This is a genomic window from Pseudomonas sp. Je.1.5.c (assembly GCF_051129895.1).
Classification (GTDB): domain Bacteria; phylum Pseudomonadota; class Gammaproteobacteria; order Pseudomonadales; family Pseudomonadaceae; genus Aquipseudomonas; species Aquipseudomonas urmiensis.
The window spans coordinates 60,560-81,749 of record NZ_JBCPSP010000011.1 but is presented as its reverse complement, the minus strand read 5'-3'; the positions used below and the strand labels follow the sequence as shown (position 1 = coordinate 81,749).

Annotated in this window: 8 protein-coding genes; 3 read left to right on the top strand and 5 right to left on the bottom strand. The window is 64.6% G+C overall.

From position 1 onward, the window contains the following. Positions 1 to 21 precede the first annotated feature (21 nt). Both AAZU54_RS11415 and AAZU54_RS11410 read left to right on the top strand, forming a co-directional pair. The gene (locus AAZU54_RS11415; RefSeq protein WP_434727168.1) at positions 22 to 10,425 is read left to right on the top strand and encodes an amino acid adenylation domain-containing protein; all 10,404 of its coding nucleotides are present in this window, start codon (positions 22 to 24) and stop codon (positions 10,423 to 10,425) included. A 60-nt stretch (positions 10,426 to 10,485) separates the two neighbouring features. Continuing rightward, positions 10,486 to 11,442 (top strand): alpha/beta hydrolase, encoded by a 957-nt coding sequence (locus AAZU54_RS11410; protein WP_434727167.1) that lies wholly within the window; start codon positions 10,486 to 10,488, stop codon positions 11,440 to 11,442. Positions 11,443 to 11,514: 72 nt separating this feature from the next. Here the strand turns inward: AAZU54_RS11410 and AAZU54_RS11405 are convergent, their stop codons facing one another. The 5 genes from AAZU54_RS11405 to pvdM form a co-directional block, all read right to left on the bottom strand. Beyond that, positions 11,515 to 13,965, bottom strand: coding sequence for a TonB-dependent siderophore receptor (locus tag AAZU54_RS11405; RefSeq protein ID WP_434727166.1), 2,451 nt, complete (start codon positions 13,963 to 13,965; stop codon positions 11,515 to 11,517). 89 nt (positions 13,966 to 14,054) lie between these two features. Continuing rightward, positions 14,055 to 15,713: a cyclic peptide export ABC transporter gene (locus AAZU54_RS11400; protein WP_186555680.1), complete on the bottom strand. Its 1,659-nt coding sequence runs from the start codon at positions 15,711 to 15,713 to the stop codon at positions 14,055 to 14,057. Positions 15,714 to 15,747: 34 nt separating this feature from the next. Beyond that, complete coding sequence (pvdO, locus tag AAZU54_RS11395; protein ID WP_434727165.1) at positions 15,748 to 16,647, bottom strand: dihydropyoverdine dehydrogenase; 900 nt, start codon at positions 16,645 to 16,647, stop codon at positions 15,748 to 15,750. A 47-nt stretch (positions 16,648 to 16,694) separates the two neighbouring features. Next, positions 16,695 to 17,981, bottom strand: coding sequence for a pyoverdine-tailoring periplasmic protein PvdN (gene pvdN / locus AAZU54_RS11390; protein ID WP_434727164.1), 1,287 nt, complete (start codon positions 17,979 to 17,981; stop codon positions 16,695 to 16,697). 14 nt (positions 17,982 to 17,995) lie between these two features. After that, positions 17,996 to 19,339, bottom strand: coding sequence for a pyoverdine-tailoring dipeptidase-like protein PvdM (gene pvdM, locus AAZU54_RS11385; protein WP_186555683.1), 1,344 nt, complete (start codon positions 19,337 to 19,339; stop codon positions 17,996 to 17,998). 222 nt (positions 19,340 to 19,561) lie between these two features. Between pvdM and pvdP the strand changes: the two genes are divergently transcribed. Further along, a complete protein-coding gene (gene pvdP / locus AAZU54_RS11380) occupies positions 19,562 to 21,190 on the top strand; it encodes a pyoverdine maturation tyrosinase PvdP (RefSeq protein ID WP_186555684.1) in 1,629 nt (542 codons plus the stop codon).

Genomic DNA, 21,190 nt, shown 5'->3' with positions numbered 1-21,190 from the left:
GCCCTGGTAGGAGATGTTCTAGTGCAAGCATTGCTCGATTCCGTAGAGTCATTGTCGTCACGGGAGCGCAAGGCCCTGGCCGCCTTGCTCAAGCGGCAGGGTGTCAACCTCTATGGGGTCACGCGCATCTTCGCCCGTGACAGTGCCGACCCTACGCCGTTGTCCTACGCCCAGGAACGGCAATGGTTTCTCTGGCAACTGGACCCGAGCAGTGGCGCCTACAACATTGGTGCGGCGCTGCAACTGGCCGGTGAACTGGACCCTCAAGCCTTGCAACGCGCCTGTCAGGCGCTGATCGAGCGCCATGAGGTGTTGCGCACGACGTTCCGCCAGGACGGCGAACGGGTGGTGCAGGTCATCCATCCTCAGATGCCTTTCCAACTGCAGCTCGAGCCACTGCCGCCGACTGCGCCTGAGGCTGTCGACGAAGGGCTCAGGCAGCAGGTCGAGGCGTGCATCGGCCAGCCGTTCGACCTTGAGCAGGGGCCGTTGCTGCGTATGCATCTGCTGCCACTGGCCGCCAACCTGCATGTGCTGGTGCTGAGCGTGCATCACATCGCCGCCGATGGCTGGTCGATGCCCATCCTGATCAACGATCTGGTGCAGTTCTACGAGGGCTTCAGCCAGGGCCGGGCGGTCAACCTGCCGGCGCTGGCGGTGCAGTATGCCGACTACGCCATCTGGCAGCGCAACTGGATGGAAGCTGGCGAGCAGGAGCGCCAGCTTGCCTATTGGAAGGACACCCTCGGCGGTGAGCAACCGGTACTGAGCCTGCCCACCAACCGCAGCCGCCCGGTGGTGCCCAGCGGCCGCGGCGAGCGGATCACGCTCGACATCGATGCCGACCTGCTGCAGGCGCTCAAGGCCTTGGCCAAAGCGCAGGGGGTGACCTTGTTCATGCTCCTGCTGGCCTCGTTCCAGACCCTCCTGCACCGTTACAGCGGCCAGCCGCAGGTGCGTGTCGGGGTGCCAGTGGCTAACCGCAACCGCAGCGAGATCCAGGGGCTGATCGGCTTTTTCGTCAATACCCAGGTGCTCAAGGCCGACTTCGACGTGCACAGCCGCTTTGTCGATGTCCTGCAGCAGGTGCGCGAGACCGCCCTGCAGGCCCAGACCCATCAAGACCTGCCGTTCGAGCAGTTGGTCGAGGCGTTGCAGCCCGAGCGCAGCATGAGCCACAGCCCGCTGTTCCAGGTCATGTTCAATCACCAGACGCGCAGCAGCGCCGTCCAGGCGCAGGTCAGCGGCCTTGATGTGGCGGGTTTGGAGTGGGATTCACGCACCACCCAGTTCGACCTGACCCTGGACACCAGTGAGCATGCCGACGGCCTGTTTGCATCCCTGACCTATGCCACCGACTTGTTCGATGCCTCGCGCATCGAACAGTTGGGCCGCCACTGGCGCAACCTGCTGTTGGCGGTATGTCGTGACCCGGGGCAGCGGGTCATCGAGTTGGCCCTGCTCGAAGACGACGAGCGCCAGCGGATCTCGGCGCAATGGAACCAGACGGCGATGGACTACCCGGTCGGGCAGAGTGTCTATCGCCTGTTCGAGCAGCAGGTGCAGCGCACCCCGGATGCCACGGCGTTACGCTGGGGCGAGCAGACGCTGAGCTACGCCGAGCTGAACCTGCGCGCTAATCAGTTGGCCCACACCCTGCGCGAGCAGGGCGTGGGGCCTGAGGTGCTGGTGGGGGTGGCGATGCCCCGCGGCCCGCGGATGATCATCGGCCTGCTGGCGATCTTCAAGGCAGGCGGCGCCTATGTGCCGCTCGATCCAGACTACCCGAGCGAACGCCTGGCCTACATGATGGAGGACAGCGGCCTGGCCTTGCTGCTCAGCGAAAGCGCCGTGGTGGCGAGGCTACAGGTACCGGCGCAGGTGGCCTGCCTGTGCCTGGACAGCCAGGCAGAGCAGTTCGCGCACAACCCGGGCGACAACCTGGCCATCGAGGTAGCCGCGGATCATCCGGCCTACGTCATCTACACCTCCGGCTCCACCGGCCGGCCCAAGGGCGTCAGTGTGCGGCACGGCGCGCTGGTCAACTTCCTCTGGACCATGGCCGAGCAACCCGGCATCGACGCCAGCGATCGTGTGCTGTCGCTGACCTCGCTGTCGTTCGACATTGCCGGGCTGGAGCTGTACCTGCCGTTGCTGCATGGGGCCAGCGTGGTGCTGCTGGCCGAGCAGCAAAACAAGGACCCTTTCGCCCTGCTCAAGGTTATCGAGCAGCAGGCGGTCAGCGTCATCCAGGCGACGCCCTCGACCTGGCGCATGCTCTTGGACAATGCGCCGGCGCAAGCGCTGCGCGGCAAGAAGCTGCTCAGCGGCGGCGAGGCATTGACCGGCGAACTGGCCCAGCGCCTGATCGACCAGGCCGGGCATGTGTGGAACCTCTACGGCCCGACCGAAACCACCATCTGGTCGGGGCTCGAACGGGTCAGCGACAGCCACCAGGTGTGGCTGGGACGGCCGATCGGCAATACCGCCTTCCATGTCCTCGATGCCCAGTTCGAGGCCGTTCCGGTGGGGGTCAGCGGCGAGCTGTTCATCGCTGGCGATGGCTTGGCACGGGGTTATCTGAACCGCCCAGGCCTTACCGCCGAGCGGTTCATCCCGGATCCGTTCGGTGCCGGACGTCTGTACCGCACGGGTGATCTGGTGCGTTATCGTGATGACGGTGTGCTCGAGTACATGGGGCGTATCGACCATCAGTTGAAGATTCGCGGGTTCCGCATCGAGCTTGGCGAAATCGAGGCCTGTCTGCAGGCGCACGAGGCCGTGCGCGAGATTGCCGTGATCGATGTCGATGGACCGCTGGGCAAGCAACTGGCGGCCTACATCGTCGCGCATGAGCCGGCCACCTTGCAGCTTGAGGATGCGCAACTGGAGGTCTTGCGCCAGGCGCTCAGAACCCATGCGCTGGGGCAGATGCCGGACTACATGGTGCCGACTTACCTGACCTTCCTCGAGCGCATGCCGCTGACGCCCAACGGCAAGCTCGACCGCAAGGCGCTGCCGGCGGTCGACCTCAGTCGTCAGCAGCGTGTGCACCAGGCGCCGCGTACGCCCCTTGAGCAGCAGCTGGCGGCGATCTGGGCCAGTGTGCTCAAGGTTGAGCAGGTCGGCCTTGGCGACAATTTCTTCGAGCTGGGTGGCCATTCGCTGCTGGCCTCGCAGATGGTCGGCCGGGTGCGTCAGCAGTTGTCCATCGAAGTGCCGCTGCGCAGCCTGTTCGAGGCCCAGGACCTGGCCGGCTTCGCCGAGCGGGTCGCCCGCGCCGCTGGCAGCCAAGCGCAGCCGGCGATGGTCGCGCTCGAGCGCGGTGCGCCGCTGGCGCTGTCCTACGCCCAGCAACGGCAGTGGGTGCTGTGGCAGTTGGAGCCGCACAGTAGCGCCTACAACATCGCCTCGGCCTTGCGCCTGCAAGGGGCGCTGGACGTTGCTGCGCTCAGCCGTGCCTTCCAGACCTTGCTGGCGCGCCACGAAAGCCTGCGTACCACCTTCGCCCAGGAGGCCGGCGAAGTGCGCCAGGTCATCCATGCAGCACAGGCGTTCGAGTGGAAGATCGGCCACGCGCAGGTGTCCGCCGATGGACTGCGCGAGGCAGTGGAAACGCTGACCCGCCAGCCGTTCGATCTGGAGCGCGGCCCGCTGCTGCGGGTCGACCTGCTGCGTCTGGGCGCGCAGGAGCACGTGTTGGTGCTCAACCTGCACCACATCATCACCGACGGTTGGTCGATGGCGGTACTGGTCGACGAACTGGTCAGCCTGTACCAGGGCTACAGCCAGGGCCGCGAGGTCAGCTTGGCCGCGCTGGCGGTACAGTATGCCGACTACGCCGCCTGGCAGCGCCAGTGGATGGAGGCCGGCGAGCAAGCGCGGCAGCTGGATTACTGGCTGGGCCAGTTGGGTGACCAGCAGCCGGTGCTGGAGCTGCCGACCGACCGTCCACGCCCGGCGCAACCGAGTCGAGCGGGCGACCAGGTGCGGCTGGTGCTCGACGATGAACTGGTGCAGGCACTCAAGGCCCAGGCGCGAGCCCAAGGCGTGACGGTGTTCATGCTGTTGCTGGCCAGCTTCCAGGCCTTGTTGCACCGCTATTCGGCGCAGCAGGATATCCGCGTGGGGGTGCCTGTGGCCAACCGCACCCGGGGCGAAACCGAGGGGGTGGTCGGCTTCTTCGTCAACACCCAGGTGCTCAAGGCCCAGTTCCACCTGCGCCAGCGCTTCAGCGAGCTGCTCGAACAGGTGCGCCAGACGGCCGTGGATGCCCAGTCTCATCAGGACCTGCCCTTCGAGCAGTTGGTCAATGCCCTGCAACCGGAGCGCAGCCTCAACCACAGCCCATTGTTCCAGGTGATGTTCAACCACCAGACCGAGGTCAAGGGCGCGCCGCGTGAGGTCAGTGGGCTGCGTATCGAGGCGGTGGACTGGGCGCTGCACAGCACCCAGTTCGACCTGACCCTGGACACCGTCGAACATGCCGCCGGCATTGCTGCGGCGTTTACCTTTGCCACCGAACTGTACGATCGCCAGACCATCGAGCAGATGGCGCGGCATTGGCGCAACCTGCTGCAGGCGGTGAGCCGCGACCCGCACCTGCCGGTGGTGCAACTGCCGATGCTCGATGAGGCCGAACAGCTGCGCATCGTCGGCGAGTGGAACCGAACCCAAGTGGCCTATCCTGGTGAGCGTTTGGTCCATCAGCTGTTCGAGGACCACGCCCAGCGCCATCCCCATGCGCCCGCGCTGCTGTTCGCAGAGCAGACCCTGAGCTACGCCGAGCTCGATCAGCGCGCCAACCGCCTGGCACACAAGCTGCGCGAACAAGGGGTTGGCCCGGAAGTGCTGGTGGGGGTTGCGCTGGAGCGCAGCCTGGAGTTGGTGATCGGCTTGCTGGCCGTGCTCAAGGCAGGCGGCGCCTATGTGCCGCTGGACCCGGATTACCCCGCTGATCGTCTGGCGTACATGATGCAGGACAGTGGCATCGGCCTGCTGCTGACCCAGCAGGCGCTGGTCGCGCGCCTGCCCATTCCGAGCACGGTACGTAGCCTGTGCCTGGACCAGCCGCCAGGCTGGCTGGCGGCCTATGTCGACAGCTCACCGCAGCTGACGCTGGCGCCGGGCAACCTGGCCTATGTGATCTACACCTCGGGTTCGACCGGGCGACCGAAAGGCGCTGGCAATACCCACGAGGCCTTGCTCAACCGTTTGCAGTGGATGCAGCGCGCCTATGGGCTGGATGCCAGCGACACGGTGCTGCAGAAAACCCCGTTCAGCTTCGATGTTTCGGTCTGGGAGTTCTTCTGGCCATTGATGACCGGTGCTCGCCTGGCCATTGCCCTGCCGGGTGATCACCGTGATCCGCAGCGGTTGTGCCAGGCCATCATCGAGCATCGAGTCACTACCCTGCACTTCGTGCCGTCGATGCTCCAGGCGTTCATGGCCAGCACAGGCGTGGAGCAGTGCCAGAGCGTGCGCCGGGTGGTCTGCAGCGGTGAGGCGTTGTCGGCGCCGCTGGCCCAGCAATGCCTGGAGCGCTTGCCGCAGGCTGGCCTGTACAACCTGTACGGTCCGACCGAGGCGGCAATCGATGTGACCCACTGGACCTGCGCCGGCAAGCAGGGCGCGAGCGTGCCGATCGGCCAACCGATCGATAACCTGCGCACGCACATCCTCGAGCCCGACCTGTGCCCGGCAGCGCGTGGGGTCAATGGTGAGCTGTACCTGGCCGGTGTGGGGCTGGCGCGGGGTTATCATGGGCGTGCGGCGTTGACTGCCGAGCGCTTTGTCCCCAACCCCTTCGACGCCCAGGGTGGCCGCTTGTACCGCACTGGCGATCTGGCGCGCTACCGCGAGGGCGGCGTGATCGACTACGTCGGGCGTATCGACCACCAGGTGAAGATCCGCGGCCTGCGCATCGAACTGGGGGAAATCGAGGCACGCCTGATGGAGCACGAGCAGGTGCGCGAGGCGGTGGTGCTGGCTCAGGACGGGCCGAGCGGCAAGCAGTTGGTCGCCTACCTGGTGCCGGTCGAGCCGCAGCGGGTCGCCGATGACAGCGAGACCGGGCGGCAATGGCGCGAGGCGCTGCGCCAGTTCCTCGCTCAGGGCTTGCCCGACTACATGGTGCCGGCGCACCTGTTGCTGCTGGCTAGCATGCCAGTGACGGCCAATGGCAAGTTGGCGCGCAATCTGCTGCCGGCAGCCGACTTCAGTGCTGCCAGGGCCGCGCACGTGGCGCCGCGTACGCCGCTGGAGCAGCAGTTGGTGGACATCTGGCAAACGGTGCTGGATCTGCCGCAGGTCGGTATCCAGGACAACTTCTTCGCCCTGGGCGGTGACTCGATCATCGCCATCCAGGTGGTCAGCCATGCCCGTCAAATGGGCCTGGACATCGCCCCCCGCGACCTGTTCCTAAAGCAGACCATCGAGCAGTTGGCCGACAGCGTCAGCCAATGGCGCGAGGTTGCCCAGCAGCCGGTGGCCCTGCATGGCTTGAGCGAGGCCCAGGTGCAAGCGCTGCCGCTTGAGCATGCGCAGGTGGATGGGCTGTACAGCCTGTCGCCGATGCAGCAGGGCATGCTGTTCCTGAGCCTGAACGCCAGTCGCGAGGATGAGCTTTACGTCAACCAGCTGAGCGTACCGGTGCAGGGGTTGGTGGCAGAGCGTCTGCTAAAGGCGTGGCAGCAGGTGATGGCGCGCCACGATATTTTGCGCACCGGCTTGCTCTGGCAGGACCTGGACGAGCCGCTGCAGTTCGTCCTGCGCGAGCTGCCAGTGCCGCTGCGCGAACTGGACTGGCGTGGGCGCGACGATACCGAGCACGCCCTCAAAGCCCTGGCCGAGCAAGAGCGCCAGCGTGGCTTCGATCTTGACCAGCCGCCGCTGCAGCGCCTGTTGCTGGTGCGCCTGGGCGAGGATCGTCAGCAACTGATCTGGACCTATCACCACATCCTGCTCGACGGCTGGAGCACCTCGCAGTTGATGGGCGAAGTGCTCGCCTGCTACTCGGGGCAGGCGTTGGGCGAGGTGGTGCCCTACCGCGACTACATCGGCTGGTTGCGCCAGCAGGACCCGCGCCACAGCGAGGTGTTCTGGCGCCAGCAACTGGCCGCTCTGCAGGAGCCAACCTACCTGGCGGACGCCTTCGCAAGTGGTGGGCGTGGCAGCGGACACTACGCCCTCTACAGCCGGTTCAGCCAGCAGCAGACCGAGGCGTTGAAGGCGTTCGCCCAGGATCAGCGGATTACCCTCAACACTCTGGTGCAAGGCGCCTGGCTGTTGCTGCTCAGTCGCTACAGTGGCCAGCGCAGCGTCACCTTCGGCGCCACCGTGGCGGGCCGCCCTGCAGCGTTGCCAGGGGCGCAGAGCATGCTTGGGCTGTTCATCAACACCTTGCCCGTGATTCACCAGGTCGACCCGCAAGCTCAGGTCGGCCAGTGGCTGCAAGAGCTGCAGCGGATCAACCTGGAGCTGCGCGATCACGAGTACACGCCGCTGGGCGATCTGCAGCGCTGGTCGGGTCGCAGTGGCCAGGCATTGTTCGACAGCATCATCGTCTTCGAGAACCAGCCGCTTGATCGCACCCTGCGTGATTGGCAGGACGATACCTTGCAGTTCGGCGATGTCGGCGGATCGGGCCTGACTGACTTCCCGATGGACCTGATGGTGATTGTCGAGGAGCAGCTGATCATCGAGTACATGTACCTGCGCCAGTGCTTCAGCGATGAGGCGGTCGAAGGTATCCGGGCGAACATGGAGGCGCTGTTGCAGGCGCTGACCCTCGATGCGCAAGCGCCGCTGGGCAACCTCGGGTTGCTGGCTCAGGCACCTGCGAACCCGGCCCCGGTCGAGCACGCGCAGCCGGCGCAGTTGGTGCATCAGCGCATCGCGGATTGGGCAGCCCAACACGGCGCGGCCACCGCGGTCAAAGTCGATCAGCGCAGCCTGAGCTTTGCCGAGCTCGATCGCGCGGCGAACCAATTGGCCCATGCCTTGATCGCCGAAGGGGTCGGCCCGGAGGTTCGCGTCGGGGTCGCCTTGCAGCGCAGTGAACGACTGATCGTAGCGTTGCTGGCGGTGCTCAAGGCCGGTGCGGCCTATGTGCCGATCGACACTGCCTACCCCAAGGAGCGCCTGAGCTACCTGATGCAGGATTCGGGTATCGCCCTGTTGCTTTGCGAGTCTGCGGCCATCGCCCACTTGCCGCGCGTGGCGACCCTGCACACGCTTGATCTGGACGATTTTGCTGCTGAGCAATGGCCGGAGCATGCGCCGCAGGTCACGGTCGATCCTGAGAACCTGGCCTACGTGATCTATACCTCCGGCTCCACCGGTATGCCCAAGGGCGTGGTGGTCAGCCAGGGGGCGTTGGCCATGCACTGCCAGGCAGTGGGCGAGCGTTACGAGATGACGCCGGCGGACTGCGAGCTATTGTTCATGTCGTTTGCCTTCGATGGCGCCCATGAACGCTGGCTGACGGCCTTGACCCACGGCGCCAGCGTGCTGCTGCGCGGTGATGAGCTATGGACGCCGGAGCAGACCTGCCAGGCCATGCATCGCCATGGCGTCACCGTGGCGGCCTTCCCACCGGTGTATTTGCAGCAGTTGATCGAGCAGGTGCGCGAGGATGGCAACCCGCCCGCGATGCGCATCTACTGTTTCGGTGGCGATGCGGTGCCGCAGGCCAGCTATGAGCAGGCCCACCAGTTCCTCCGGCCGCGCTACATCATCAACGGCTACGGGCCGACCGAGACCGTGGTCACCCCGCTGATCTGGAAAGCCGGCCCTGAGCAGCCCTGCGGCGCAGTCTACGCGCCCATTGGCCATCTGGTCGGCCAGCGCAGCGGCTATGTCATGGATGCCGATCTCAATCCACTGCCGCCCGGTGTGGCCGGAGAGCTGTATCTGGGCGGAGTGGGCGTGGCACGGGGTTACCTGAATCGTCCGGGGCTTACCGCAGAGCGTTTCGTGGCCGACCCGAACAGCCCGGGGCAGCGCCTGTACCGCACTGGCGATCTGGTGCGCCAGCGCCCTGACGGCACCTTCGACTACCTCGGGCGCTTGGACAATCAGGTCAAGGTGCGGGGTTTTCGCATCGAGCTGGGTGAGATCGAGGCACGCCTGAGCGAGATGGATGAGGTGCGCCAGGCCGCAGTGGTGGTCAGGGACGGCCCGGGCGGTAAACAGCTGGTGGGCTATGTGACCCTGGTCGGCAACGCTCAAGACAACCTTGCCGAGCAGTTGCGCGAGCGGCTGAAGCGGGAGTTGCCCGAGTACATGGTGCCGGCCCAACTGATGGTACTGGAGCAGTTGCCACTGAGCCCCAATGGCAAGCTGGACCGTAACGCGCTGCCGGCAATCGAGGCGCGCAGCGAGCATGTCCCGCCGCGCAACGACCTGGAGCGGGCCATCGCGCAGATCTGGCAGCAAGTGCTGAAGGTCGAGCAGGTCGGTATCACCGATAACTTCTTCGAGCTCGGTGGCGACTCGATCCTCAGCATGCAGGTGGTGGCCAAGTCGCGGGCCTTGAAGAAACATGGTTTCAGCCTGCGTCTGCGTGACTTGATGCAAAAGCCAAGCATCGCCCAGCTCACCGCCGCCTCTGGCAAGCAGACGCCGCTGTTGTCGCTCAATGGCGAAGTCGCTGGGCAGGCACCGCTGTTCTGCGTGCATGCCGGCTTCGGTACGGTGTTCGACTATGAGCCACTGGCACGCCGACTCAACGGCCGCTGCCAGGTGATCGGCATCCAGGCCCGGCAGTTGCTCGACGCAAGCTGGCAGGCGGCATCGTTGCAGGCCTTGGCGAGTGACTACGTGGCCTGCCTGCGCGAGCGCCAGGCGCAAGGGCCCTACCGGCTGCTGGGGTGGTCGCTCGGTGGCACCTTGGCGGCGTTGATGGCGGCGCAGCTGGAGGGCGAAGGTGAACAGGTGCAATTGCTGGCGCTGTTGGACAGCTTCGTGCCGAGCCGCGAATCCGCCCTGCAGGCGGATCACTGGCTGGATGACTTGAACGAACTGCTCCAGGCCACGCTACCGGCAGCGCGTACGGTAGATCGCGGCGATCCGCGTCAAGAGAGCGCGGTTGGCGCCCGTGAGTTGATCGTCCAGGCCCTTGGCGATGTACCCGAAGGCGCAGGTTTGGGGGTCGAGGAGCTGCTTCAAGTGTTCCTCACCGCGCGCACCCTCAAGCGCCTGTCACGTGAGCTGCAGGTGTGCGAGGGGGTCAAGGTACTGCCCCGCAGCTGGTGGGTCGCTGGCCGTGAGGATGAGCGTGCGGCGCTGGCCGCCCAGCTCGGGCAGTCGCTGGACCATGCACCGATGCTGTCCTGCGGGCACTTCCAGGTTCCTCATGACGCCGCCGTGCTGGACGCGCTGGAGCATGCCCTTGGGCGCTTGCCGAGCACTGGCCAGGCCTGAACTGTTGCTGTTACTTGAGCTGACGGGGCTGCCGGGTGCAGCCCCTTTTGGAGAATACCGATGTCGCTGAACCCTGACCTGGCTGCCTACCTGAAATTGGTGGAGGAGGGCCGCACGACTGGCAAGGTGCTGCCGATGCATGCGCTGACCCCAGATCAAGCCCGTGAGCAATTCGAGCAGTCGTCGGCGCTGATGGCGCCGAAGGCCGAGGAGCCCGAGCAGATCGACAACCTGACCTTGCTCGCGCGCGATGGCCATGCCTTGCAGGCGCGCCTCTACCGGCCACCGGAGGCCGATCCGCACCTGTTGGGCGCGGCGGTGATGTACCTGCATGGTGGCGGCTACGTGGTAGGCAGCCTCGACTCCCACGATGCCTTGTGCTGGAACCTGGCCCAAGAGGCGGGCGTGCCCGTGCTGTCGGTGGGTTATCGCCTGGCGCCACAGTGGCGTTTCCCGACGGCGGTCGACGATGCGCTGGATGGCTGGCGCTGGCTGGTCGACAACGCCGCTGAGCTGGGCATCGAGCGCAACCGTCTGGCGGTGATGGGCGACAGCGTCGGCGCCAGCCTGGCCACCGTGCTGGCAAGCCAGTTGGCTGAGCAGGCGCAGCTGCCCGCGCCACGGCTGCAGGTGCTGGTCTACCCGGTGACCGATGCCAGCCGCAGCCGCGATTCGACGCAGCGCTATGCCAGCGGCTATCTGCTCGAACAACAGACCCTCGAATGGTTCTACCGACAGTACGCCCGGCAACCTGCGGACCGTCTCGACCCGCGCTTCTCGCCGTTGCTCGGCGCGGTATCGCCACAGGCGGCGCCGGCCTTGCTGCTGGTGGCCGAGTGCGATCCTTTGCATGACGAAGGCGTGGCTTATGCGCATCACCTGGAGGAGGGCGGGGTGCCGGTGAGCTTGCAGGTGATGGCGGGCGTGACCCATGACTTCATGCGCATGGGCTTGATCATCGAGGAGGCTGAAGAGGGGCTGGCGCTGGTGGTGGAGGCGTTGCGCGAAAGGCTGTGAGATCGCCCACGAAGCGCAAATGAAAAATCCGCATCCTGTGAGGGATGCGGATTTTTTTACCCCAGGGGGTGCTTAGAAGCTGTACTTGGCCGTGAGGGTGAAGTTGCGTGGGTCGCCGTATACGTCGTACGGGCTCCAGGTATTGTTGCCGGCGATGCCCTGGTAGTACTTGCGGTCGAAGATGTTGTTGAGGTTGAGGCGGGTATCGAGATTCTTGTTGACCTTGTAGCCCACCATCAGCCCGACCACGGCGTACGAGCCCTGGTCGATCCGGTAGTTACCGAAGGTACTGGTACCTTTGTTGAAAATGCCGCTCTGGCTATAGACGTTACCGCCGACACGCCACTGGTTCAGCTCACCCGGCAGGGTATAGGTAGTGCTGAGCTTGAACAGGTGCTCGGGCAGGTCGCTGTCGAACTTGCTGCCTTCCTTGGCCTTGTTGGCATCTTTCAAGAACTTGGTTTGCGAATAGGTATAGCCGGCACCCACTTGCCAGTTTGGCGTCAGCGCGCCCATCAACTCCAGGTCGATACCCTGGGTCCTGACCTTGCCGGAGGCCTCGTAGCAGGTGTAGTCGATGCAGCCCCTTTGATTGGCAGACTCCGCTGCACGGTTTTCCTGGTCGATCTGGAAGATCGCCGCGCTGGCATTGAGGGCACCGTCGAAGTACTCGCCCTTGATGCCGATCTCGTAGTTCTTGCCCTCGATCGGGCGAATGATGGAACGGCCCAGGCCCTGCTCCGATTGCGGCATGAAGATGTCGGTATAGCTGGCATACACCGAGTGGTTGTCATCCAGGTCATAGATCACCCCGGCGTAACGGGTGACGTTACGGGTGACCTTGTAATCGCTGTTGGTGTAGTAGCCGTCGTTGATTTGATTGTAGGTCGACTGATTGTCATACCAGTCCAGGCGCGCGCCGATGATCACCTTCAGGGGGTCGGCGACGTTCAACCGAGTGGTGACGTAGAGGCCTTCCTGCTCGACATGCTCGCTCAGGTCGTACTGGTCGGGGACATTGGGTCGGGCGATACCGCTTGGGTTGACGGCGAACAGGTTGTCGACCGGGATGAATATCGTACCGCCATGTGCGGTGGTCTTGACTTCACGCTTGCTGGCACCGACCACCAGTTCATGCTGGCGATCGAACAGCTTGAAAGGACCGTTGGCGTAGATGTCGTAGCTGGACTGGTCATAGTCCCGACGCTGATTGAATACGCGCTGCTCTAATATTTCGGCACCTGCGTCGTTGCGTTTGCGCTCGAACACGGCGCCTTGCAAAGCGAAGTCGGACCAGCTCTTGGACGCGGCCACATGCAAGCGCCAGTCATTGGCAAAGTGATGATCGATTTCGGCGAACAGCGTGGTGTTGTTGATGTCCTGATAGCTCCAGTCGTAGCCGACGTTGGTGGAGCGCGAGTAGCCGACATGGCTGCCATCACGGTTGACCGGCAGGCCACCCCAGTTGATGTTGTTGTTGTCGTTCTGGTTCGACGCACCCACGGTGAGGGTGGTGTCGTCGGTCAGGTCGAACTCGGTGATGCCGTAGAACAAGCCACGCTCGCGGCCGGCATAGTCCTGGAAGCTGTCCTTGTCGTTGTAGGCACCGACGAAACGGCCACGCACGCTGCCGCTGTCATTGAGCGGGCCGCTCAGGTCCAGCTCGCCACGGTAGTTGTCCCAGCTGCCCGCGGAGCCGGTGACGCTGCCCTGGAACTCCTTGGTGGGACGCTTGCGCACCATGTTGATGGCCGCCGACGGGTTGCCGGCACCCTGCATCATGCCGGTTGCCCCACGGACGATCTCGACGCGGTCGTAGGGGGCCATGTCGGCCGCCGCGACCCAGTCGGCGTTGTAGGTGGTCGGCAGGCCATCGAACATCAGGTTGCTGATGGGGAAACCGCGCGAAAAGTACTCGCTGTTGGCCGGGCGCGCCGCCGACATGCGCAGGCCTGGGGTGGCCTGGACCACGTCGTCGAGGCTGCGCATCGACTGGTCATCCATGCGTTGGCGGGTAATCACTGTGACCGCCTGCGGCGTTTCGCGCAGTGTCAGCGGCAGTTTGGTCGCGGTCTGCATGGCGCCAGTGGTGTAGGAACCGGTGTTCTCGGTGGTTTGCCCCAGCCCCTGGCTATTGATGTTGGTTGCCCCCAGTTCCACCGCATTGCCCCCCTCCCGGGCATGGATGGTGGCCTGGTTGCCTTCGATCTGGTAGCTGACGCCGGTGCCCTGGAGCAACTTGGGCAGCGCTTGGGCTGGCTCCATGGCGCCGGAGATGGCGGCACTGCGCTTGCCTTCGACGTCCTGCGGGCTATACAGCACCTGCAGGTTCGATTGCGAGCCGAACGCCAGCAATGCGCTGGCCAGCGACTGCGCCGGAATGTTGAATTGCACCTGCTGGGCCTGGACCATGGCCGATAGCGGCATCAGGGCGCTCAGGCCCAGTGCGGCAGGCGCCGCTTGACGCAGGGTGCGGCGAATGACCAGGGCCAAGGCCTGGGGACGAAGGCGTTGTGTTGGCATTTATCGAAAGCTCTATGTAGGTGTCTGGTGTTAAGTGTGAGTGGTTCTTGTTATTGATTAGGACGCACCCATCGGCTAAAACCGGAAAACTAAATGCAATCGGCAACCCGTGATTCGAGCTTGACCTTGCCATTGGCCATGTGGATCAGCTGGTCGGCGACATCGAAGTAACGGTCGTCGTGGCTGATCACGATGATGGTCTTGCCCAGGCGTTTGAGGTCAGGTAGCAGCTCGGTGTAGAAGATCCGGCGGAAGGTCGGGTCCTGATCGGCCGCCCACTCGTCGAACACCAATACCGGCCGCTCTTCGAGCCAGGCGCTGACCAGGGCCAGGCGTTTGCGTTGGCCGGTGGAGAGGTCGGTGGTGCTGAACACGCCGTCGCGGATACTGACCTTGTGATCGATCTCCAGGCGCTTGAGATAGTCAGTGGCATCCTCTGGCACCGGTTGGTCGCCCTGGATGACGTCGTCGAACAGGTAGTAGTCGGCGAAGATGGTGGTGAACAGCTGGCGGTAGTCGTCCCGGCTCTGCGCGCTCACTGGCTGGCCATCGACCACGACGCTGCCCGATTGCGGCGCATACAGGCCCAGCAGCAGCTTGATCAGGGTGGTCTTGCCGCAGCCGTTCTCACCCACCACGAAGACGATTTCGCCCTGCTTGATGGTCAGGTTCACCGGGCCTAGCTGGAACGGCTCGCAGCCTTCTACCCGTGGGAAGGTATAACTGACGTCCTTGAGCTGCAGGCTGTCGAGGGTTTTTGCCGAAGGGCGGCTGTCGTCCAGCAGCAGGTGCGGTTCGGGCGAGGAGAACTGGCGCGATAGCTCGGCGATGCGGCGAAAGGCGATCTGCGCCTTGCTGATGATCGGCAGGGTGCTGATCAGGTGTTCCAGCGGGCCTTTCATATACAGCAGCACCAGCACGAAGCCACTGGTGACGCTCTTGTCGCCGCTGGGCCACAACGATTGCATGGCCAGGGCCACGGCAATCACCACGAAGAACAGCATCGAGCCGAGGGCCTTGGCGACCACGAAGATGTTGATCGAACGCACCTGGGTGGCGCAGATGCGGTTGGCGGTGTCCTGGATGCCATGGCTGAACATGCGCTTGCGCCGCGGGCGATGGATGCGCAGCTCCTTGGCGCCTTCGGCAATGGCGCTGTAGTGTTTTTGCAGGTCGTCCTCAGCCTCGCGCGCGCTCTCGAAGCCACGCACGCCCCACGAGCGGGCGATGAACTGCATGACCGAACCCAGGCCGATCGCCACGACGATCACCAGGAACATCGGCCACGACAGGCTCGCCAGGTAGCCCAGGCAACCCAGGGTCACGGTCAGCGAGACCGCCAGCGGCGCGAAGACGAAGGCGAAGTCGCTGATGGTGTCGACGTCGTGGGTCAGCACCGGGATCAGCCGGTGGCTGCGATAGCGCTCGATCTGGTCGATGGGCGCGGCCAGGACTTTTTCACCCAGCTCGCGGCGTAGCCTGGCGATGATGTGCTGGCCGACATAGTTGGTGCCGATGTCGGAGAAGATCGAACTGAACAGCGCCAGCACGCACAGCCCGGCAAAACCCAGGACCACGCCCTGGGTAAGGCCGCTGTCGCTGTGCAAGGCGCTGTTGATGGTGGCGAGCAGCGCGGTGACGCTGAGGCCGCCGACCATGCCCAGCGCGATCGATACCGTCACCAGGGGCCAGAAGGGTTTGAGCAGGCCGAACAGTTCCCTGACGGCGCCACGAGGTTTGCGGGTCATTGGTATCTCCTGAATCACACGGGGTTAAGGGTCATCAGAGTTCGCGAACGACCCGAAAGCCCAGGAAATCGCCGCGCACGTCAGGGGCGCGGTTGTTGCGGTTGCCGGAACGCGAGAACACCGGCGCTTCGCCCCAGTCGTTGCCGCGCATGACCCGCACGCTGCAGTCACCGGTGGTCCAGGCACTGCCATCGGCCGGCGCGCCCTGGTAACCATCGTTCCAGCAATCGGCGACCCACTCGTAGACGTTGCCGTGCATGTCATGGACGCCGAACGCATTGGCCCGGTAGCTGCCTACGGGAGCGGTGTAGGAGTAGCCGTCGGTGGGGCCGTAGGTGTTGGCGTGCTGGGCGATGCTGTATTTGCTCGGGTCGTTGTTATCGAAGGGGAATGGGAACGGGCCGCTGGAGCCTGCGCGTGCGGCGTATTCGCGCTGCGCTTCGCTGACCATGCGGTAGTTATGCCCGGTCTTTTTCGACAGCCATTTGGCGTAATCCTGTACATCGAACCAACTGACGCACACCGCGGGCTGGCGCGGGCCCTGCTTGTAGGTGGGTTTGCTGGCTGCGCAGAAGCGCCCAGGGCGGGTATCGCCGTCGGCGATCTTCACCCCGCTTTCGCGGATGTAGGCATCCAGCTCGCCGGCAGTGACGTGGTAGCGGCTGATGGCAAAGGGTTTGGCAAAGGTCACGGTGTGCTGCGGGCCTTCATCGCCTTCGCGGCCGAGCTCATCCTCTGGAGTGCCCATCAGGAAGCTGCCGGCAGGCAGCACGACCATTTGCGGGCAGGCGCTCTTGCAGTCCTGGAACACGCTACCCGGCTTGGGGCTGTCCGCAGCCTGGGCGCTGGCGGCAAGGCCGAGGGCGGCGCACCAGCTGAGCTGGCGCAAGGTTCGCGCGGGAGAGGGCAATGACGTGAAGCGTTCGTCGGACATGGAGTGGTTTCCGTCAGCGTTTGGCTACAACAAGAAGGGTGGAAAAGTCAGCTGCGCAGGCGTTGGCGCAGCGCCTCGATCAGGCGATCGATTTCTGTCTCGGTATTGAGCAAGCCAGGGGCGGTGCGCACGACCGGGCCGACATCGCGATCGACCGCATCGACCACGATGCGCTGGCGGTTGAGCTCGGCGGCCACGGCGTCGGCATCCTGGCCCTTGATCCGGAAGAAGGTGAACCCCGCCGAATGCCGGGCGCTACGTGGCGTCACCAGCTCAATGGCGGGTATTTCGGCCAGGCGCTCCTTGAGGTAGTCGTTCAAGCCGTGGATGCGTGCCTCAATCGCGGCCTTGCCGTGTTGCAGGTGCAGCTCGAATGCCTTGCCCAGCGCCCAGCGGTGTTCGAAGGCGTGGTAGCCACCGGGGGTCATGGTGGTGGCGAAGTCTTCGTTTTCCGAGAAGGTCGCGAAGGTTGGCGTCAGGTGCTTGAGCTCGGTGGAGGCGGCGCAGATGATCCCGGTGCCGCGGGGGCCGAACATCCACTTGTGGGTGCCGGAGATGAAGTAGTCGCACTGCAGGTCAGCGAAGCGCATGTCTTCGACGCCAAAGCCATGCACGCCATCGATCACGTAGAGGATGCGCTGGCTATCGTCACGCTTGCCGTTGAGCTCGCGCACCAGTGCGCCGATTTCGCCCACCGGCAGTTTCACGCCGCTGCCTGAGTGCACCCAGGTCATGCCCAGCACCCGGGTCTGCGGGCGGATCGCTGCGGCAATGGTGCCGAGCACCTCGTCGTCGGAGACCTTGGCCGGATCCTGGAACAGGCGCACCTTGCGCACCGGCGTGCCTTCGCGCTGGCTACGGTAGGCGAGGATGTTGCGGGTTGAATAGTGTTCGTGCTCGGTGGTCAGGATCTCTTGCCCAGGCGCCAGGCGCAGGCCGCCGTAGATCAGCCCCAGGCCCTCGGTGGTGCTGCCGGTGAGGGCGATCTGGCGCGGCTTGACCTCCAGGTAGCGAGCGGCCCAGTCGCGAACCTCGGCTTCGCGCTTCCAGTCTTCCTGGGTGTCCCAGTCAACCCAGCGCGCCGGGTGGCGATCGAGCTTGGCCCGGTAGCCCTCGATGGCCTCGCGCACAGGCTTGGGGTGTGAGGTGATGAGGAAATTGGCGAAGTGGGCGTAGTCAGGGTCGAGGTCGAACAGCTGGCGAAAAGCGGCCCACGGGTCGCTGCCGGTGGTTGGCCTTGGGGTGGCCTGGGCCGAGCCCAGCAACTGGCTGGCCAAGGGCAAGCTGGCCGCCAGCAGTCCGGCATGCTTGAGAAAAGTACGGCGATCGTTCATGCAAGGCTCGCAGTTCAACGGGAGGAGGTGGTGGTCGGACGGGCAGCGTGTTGCACCTGCTCCCAGACCCTCAGGAAGTTGCCACCCCAGAGCTTGGTGATGTCGGCCTCCGAGTAGCCCCGGGCGATCAGCTCCGCGGTGACGTTGCGTGCCTGGCTGGCATCGTTCCAGCCGGCGATCCCGCCACCTTCGTTGAAGTCGGAGCTGAGGCCGACATGGTCGATACCGATCTTGCGCACCGCGTAGTCGATGGCGTCGCCATAGTCCTTGAGCGTTGCCTGCGGTTCCTCATCGAGGATGGCGTACAGCGCTTCGGCATACTCGCCGACTTTCTGCTCCGGCCAGCCGGCGATGATCGGGTCGCCGGGCATCAGTGCGTAGGCCTGGTTAGGCAATGGCGGCAGGCTGAAGCGTGCCCGCAGGGCATTGAGCCGATCCTGGGATTTTTCGCTCAGCGGCTTCAGGTAAGTGCCGAAGGCGACGATTTGCACCACGCCGCCGCTGTCCTTGATCAGCTGCATGTCCTTGTCGCTGAGGTTGCGTGGGATATCCACCGCGGCCCTGGGCGCCGAGTGCGAGGCCACCAGCGGGGCGCGGCTGAGCTGGGCGACCTGGCTCAGGGCCTGGTCCGACATCTGTGACACATCGATGATCACGCCCAGGTCATTGAGCCGTTGAACCGCCTGGCGACCCAGGGGGGACAGGCCTCCCAGCGCGTCGACGGTGTCATTGAAAAACGGCAGCGGGCGCGAAGAGTCGGCCCAGCTGTTGTTGCCGACATAGCTGAAGCCGAACATGCGCACACCGCGTGCGGCCCACTTGTCCAGCAGGTCGATGTCATCGCCCAGGGCGTAGGCATTGAGCATGCTGATGAATACCGCGAACTTGCCTTCGCCATGCAGCCGGCGCATGTCCTGCGGGGTATAGGCGATGCCAACCTGGTTGGGGAAGTCGCGGACCATGGCGGTGATGGCGTTGTAGCGTACCTCCTGGGTGTGCCGGGCGGCGTCGACAAAACCGTCGGTAGGGCGGTGCGGGCCATTGTTGCCGGTCCAGGATTCCGGCCAGGCGAAGATCGTCAGTGCGGCGCCGGACAGTCGCCCACGGGCGGCCTTGACCAGGTCGAAGCGCCCCGGCCCGTCCTGGTCGGCTTCATTGCCTTCGGTGCCGAAGCTCAGCGGCAGGGTGATGTGGCTATCAAACGAAATAATCCGTTCCTGCAGATCATTGGCCTGGCGCACCACCTCCTTGGGGTAACCGTCCTTGTCCAGGTAGTACCAGGCGGCAAGCCCGGCACTTACGGTCAGGGTAGTGGCCAGGCTGATGTACAGGGCTTTTTTCCAGCGTGGTGTCGTCATCTCGGTCTCAGTAGGTTCGCCGCAGAGGTTCGGGCTCGAGGCCATTGCTACCTGGAGAGAACGAGCGCAAAGGCAAGAAATTTAGCGCTCGGCGGTGGGCTGGGGGCAGTGTTCGCGTGCGCCTGCGCAGAGGTCGGGCAGGGTTAAATTTTCCCCTGCGCACAACGTTTTAGCCTTCGATGGGCCGTGCTTGCGGCCATAACGACTGGCACAGGTAGTTCAATGACGATTTCCCGACGAGGCTTCATCGCAAGTGTGGCGCTGGCAGGTGTTGCGGTACCTGGAGCGTGGTACGCGCAGCGCCAGCTCACAGCTGATGATGAGTTTCCCGAAACAGCCGGCGAGGCGGTCGTGGAGCTTGCCGATACGCCGGGTCAGCAATTGGGTGATACCTTGCGCGGGATCTGGCGCTGGACCTTGAAGGGCAGCGATGCAGGCCTTGAGGGTCTTGAGCATCAGCCGTTGGAGTTGTTTCTCGATGTTGCCCAGCGCGGCCGGGCCATTCGTGGCTTCCTGGACACGCCCGAGCGCTTGCGCAGTGACCAGCAGCCGCGCTACCGGGTCGTCGGTGACCTGCCTGCAGACAAGCCGGGGACCCTGCGCTGGCGCTTGTTTGCCCTCGACGATGGGGGGCAGCTGCCACGCTATGAGTGTCAGGTGGTGCTGGATGAGGTCTGGGGTGAGTTCGGCAATGCCGGCCCGGCGACCCTCAATGGGCGGATCCTGCGCCTGGATCGGCCACTGGCGTTGCCCGAGCAGGACAACCGCTTCCTGGCCAGCAAGCAGGTGTTTCCCGAGGCGCGCGAGCGCACGGCGCTGTCTGCATCACTGGTCGAGTGGCTGATCACGCCTGAGCATCGACTGTTCCACCAGCTATGGCATGCATCGCGAGACAAGTGGCACAAGCTGGCCAAGGATAAGCATCAGGCGCTACGTGGCCTGGGTTGGCAGCCGGGGCCACGTGAGCGCGAGCGCGACGCCCGTGGTCGGCATAAAGACCGCAATGGCTCGGGGGAAGATTTCCTGTTCATGCACCGGCACATGCTCGGCGCGGCGCGGGCCATCCAGGACCTGCCGTCATGGACCCGGTTCCCGCTACCCCAGCCTGAGCTTGAGCGTGATCGACAGGGGTTCGCGCGTTACTTCGACAACCAGGATGGCAATGCCTTGCCCCCGACCTGGCTGGCCTCGGACGATGACGAGTACACCCAGTGGGTCAGGGACATCAAGAGCGCCGAGACCTTTCACGGCAACTTCGAGGTCTGGGAGTCGCGTTACTCGGACCCTCAATACTTGTCCAAACTGACCTTGGGGCAGTTCGGCTCGGAGCTTGAGCTTGGTTTGCATGACTGGTTGCACATGCGCTGGGCTTCGGTGCCGCGCGACCCGGTCAACGGCATGCCGGTGCCGATGGCGCGCACGCCGGATGATTTCGCAGGGCGCTGGTACGGCGCCGAAAACGACTTTCTTGGCGACCCGTTCTCGTCGCATGTGAATCCGGTGTTTTGGCGCTTCCATGGCTGGATCGACGATCGCATCGAGGACTGGTTTCGCGCCCATGAACGTTTCCACCCGGGTGAGGTGGTGCGCGTGCAGGTCAATGGCGTGCCTTGGTTCGCCGCGGGGCGCTGGGTACAGGTGGCCGATCCCTGGTTGGGGCCCGACACCCATGGCTGCAGCAGCGTCCCGGGCTTGCGCCCAGGGCGCAGCGTGGAGATGGACCCGGAAACCATGAAGCTGGCCCTGCGCATCATCTACGCCGACGAAGAGCGCTTTGACGGCCTGCTGCGCAAGGTGCCGCGCCGTCCTTGGTATGCGCGGCACCTGAAGGTCAGGCAACGCTCGCTCTGA

Coding starts and splice junctions, on each gene's coding strand:
- AAZU54_RS11405 (WP_434727166.1), bottom strand. CDS start 13,965: ATGCCAACACAACGCCTTCGTCCCCAGGCCTTGGCCCTGGTCATTCGC.
- pvdP (WP_186555684.1), top strand. CDS start 19,562: ATGACGATTTCCCGACGAGGCTTCATCGCAAGTGTGGCGCTGGCAGGT.
- AAZU54_RS11400 (WP_186555680.1), bottom strand. CDS start 15,713: ATGACCCGCAAACCTCGTGGCGCCGTCAGGGAACTGTTCGGCCTGCTC.
- AAZU54_RS11410 (WP_434727167.1), top strand. CDS start 10,486: ATGTCGCTGAACCCTGACCTGGCTGCCTACCTGAAATTGGTGGAGGAG.
- pvdN (WP_434727164.1), bottom strand. CDS start 17,981: ATGAACGATCGCCGTACTTTTCTCAAGCATGCCGGACTGCTGGCGGCC.
- pvdO (WP_434727165.1), bottom strand. CDS start 16,647: ATGTCCGACGAACGCTTCACGTCATTGCCCTCTCCCGCGCGAACCTTG.
- pvdM (WP_186555683.1), bottom strand. CDS start 19,339: ATGACGACACCACGCTGGAAAAAAGCCCTGTACATCAGCCTGGCCACT.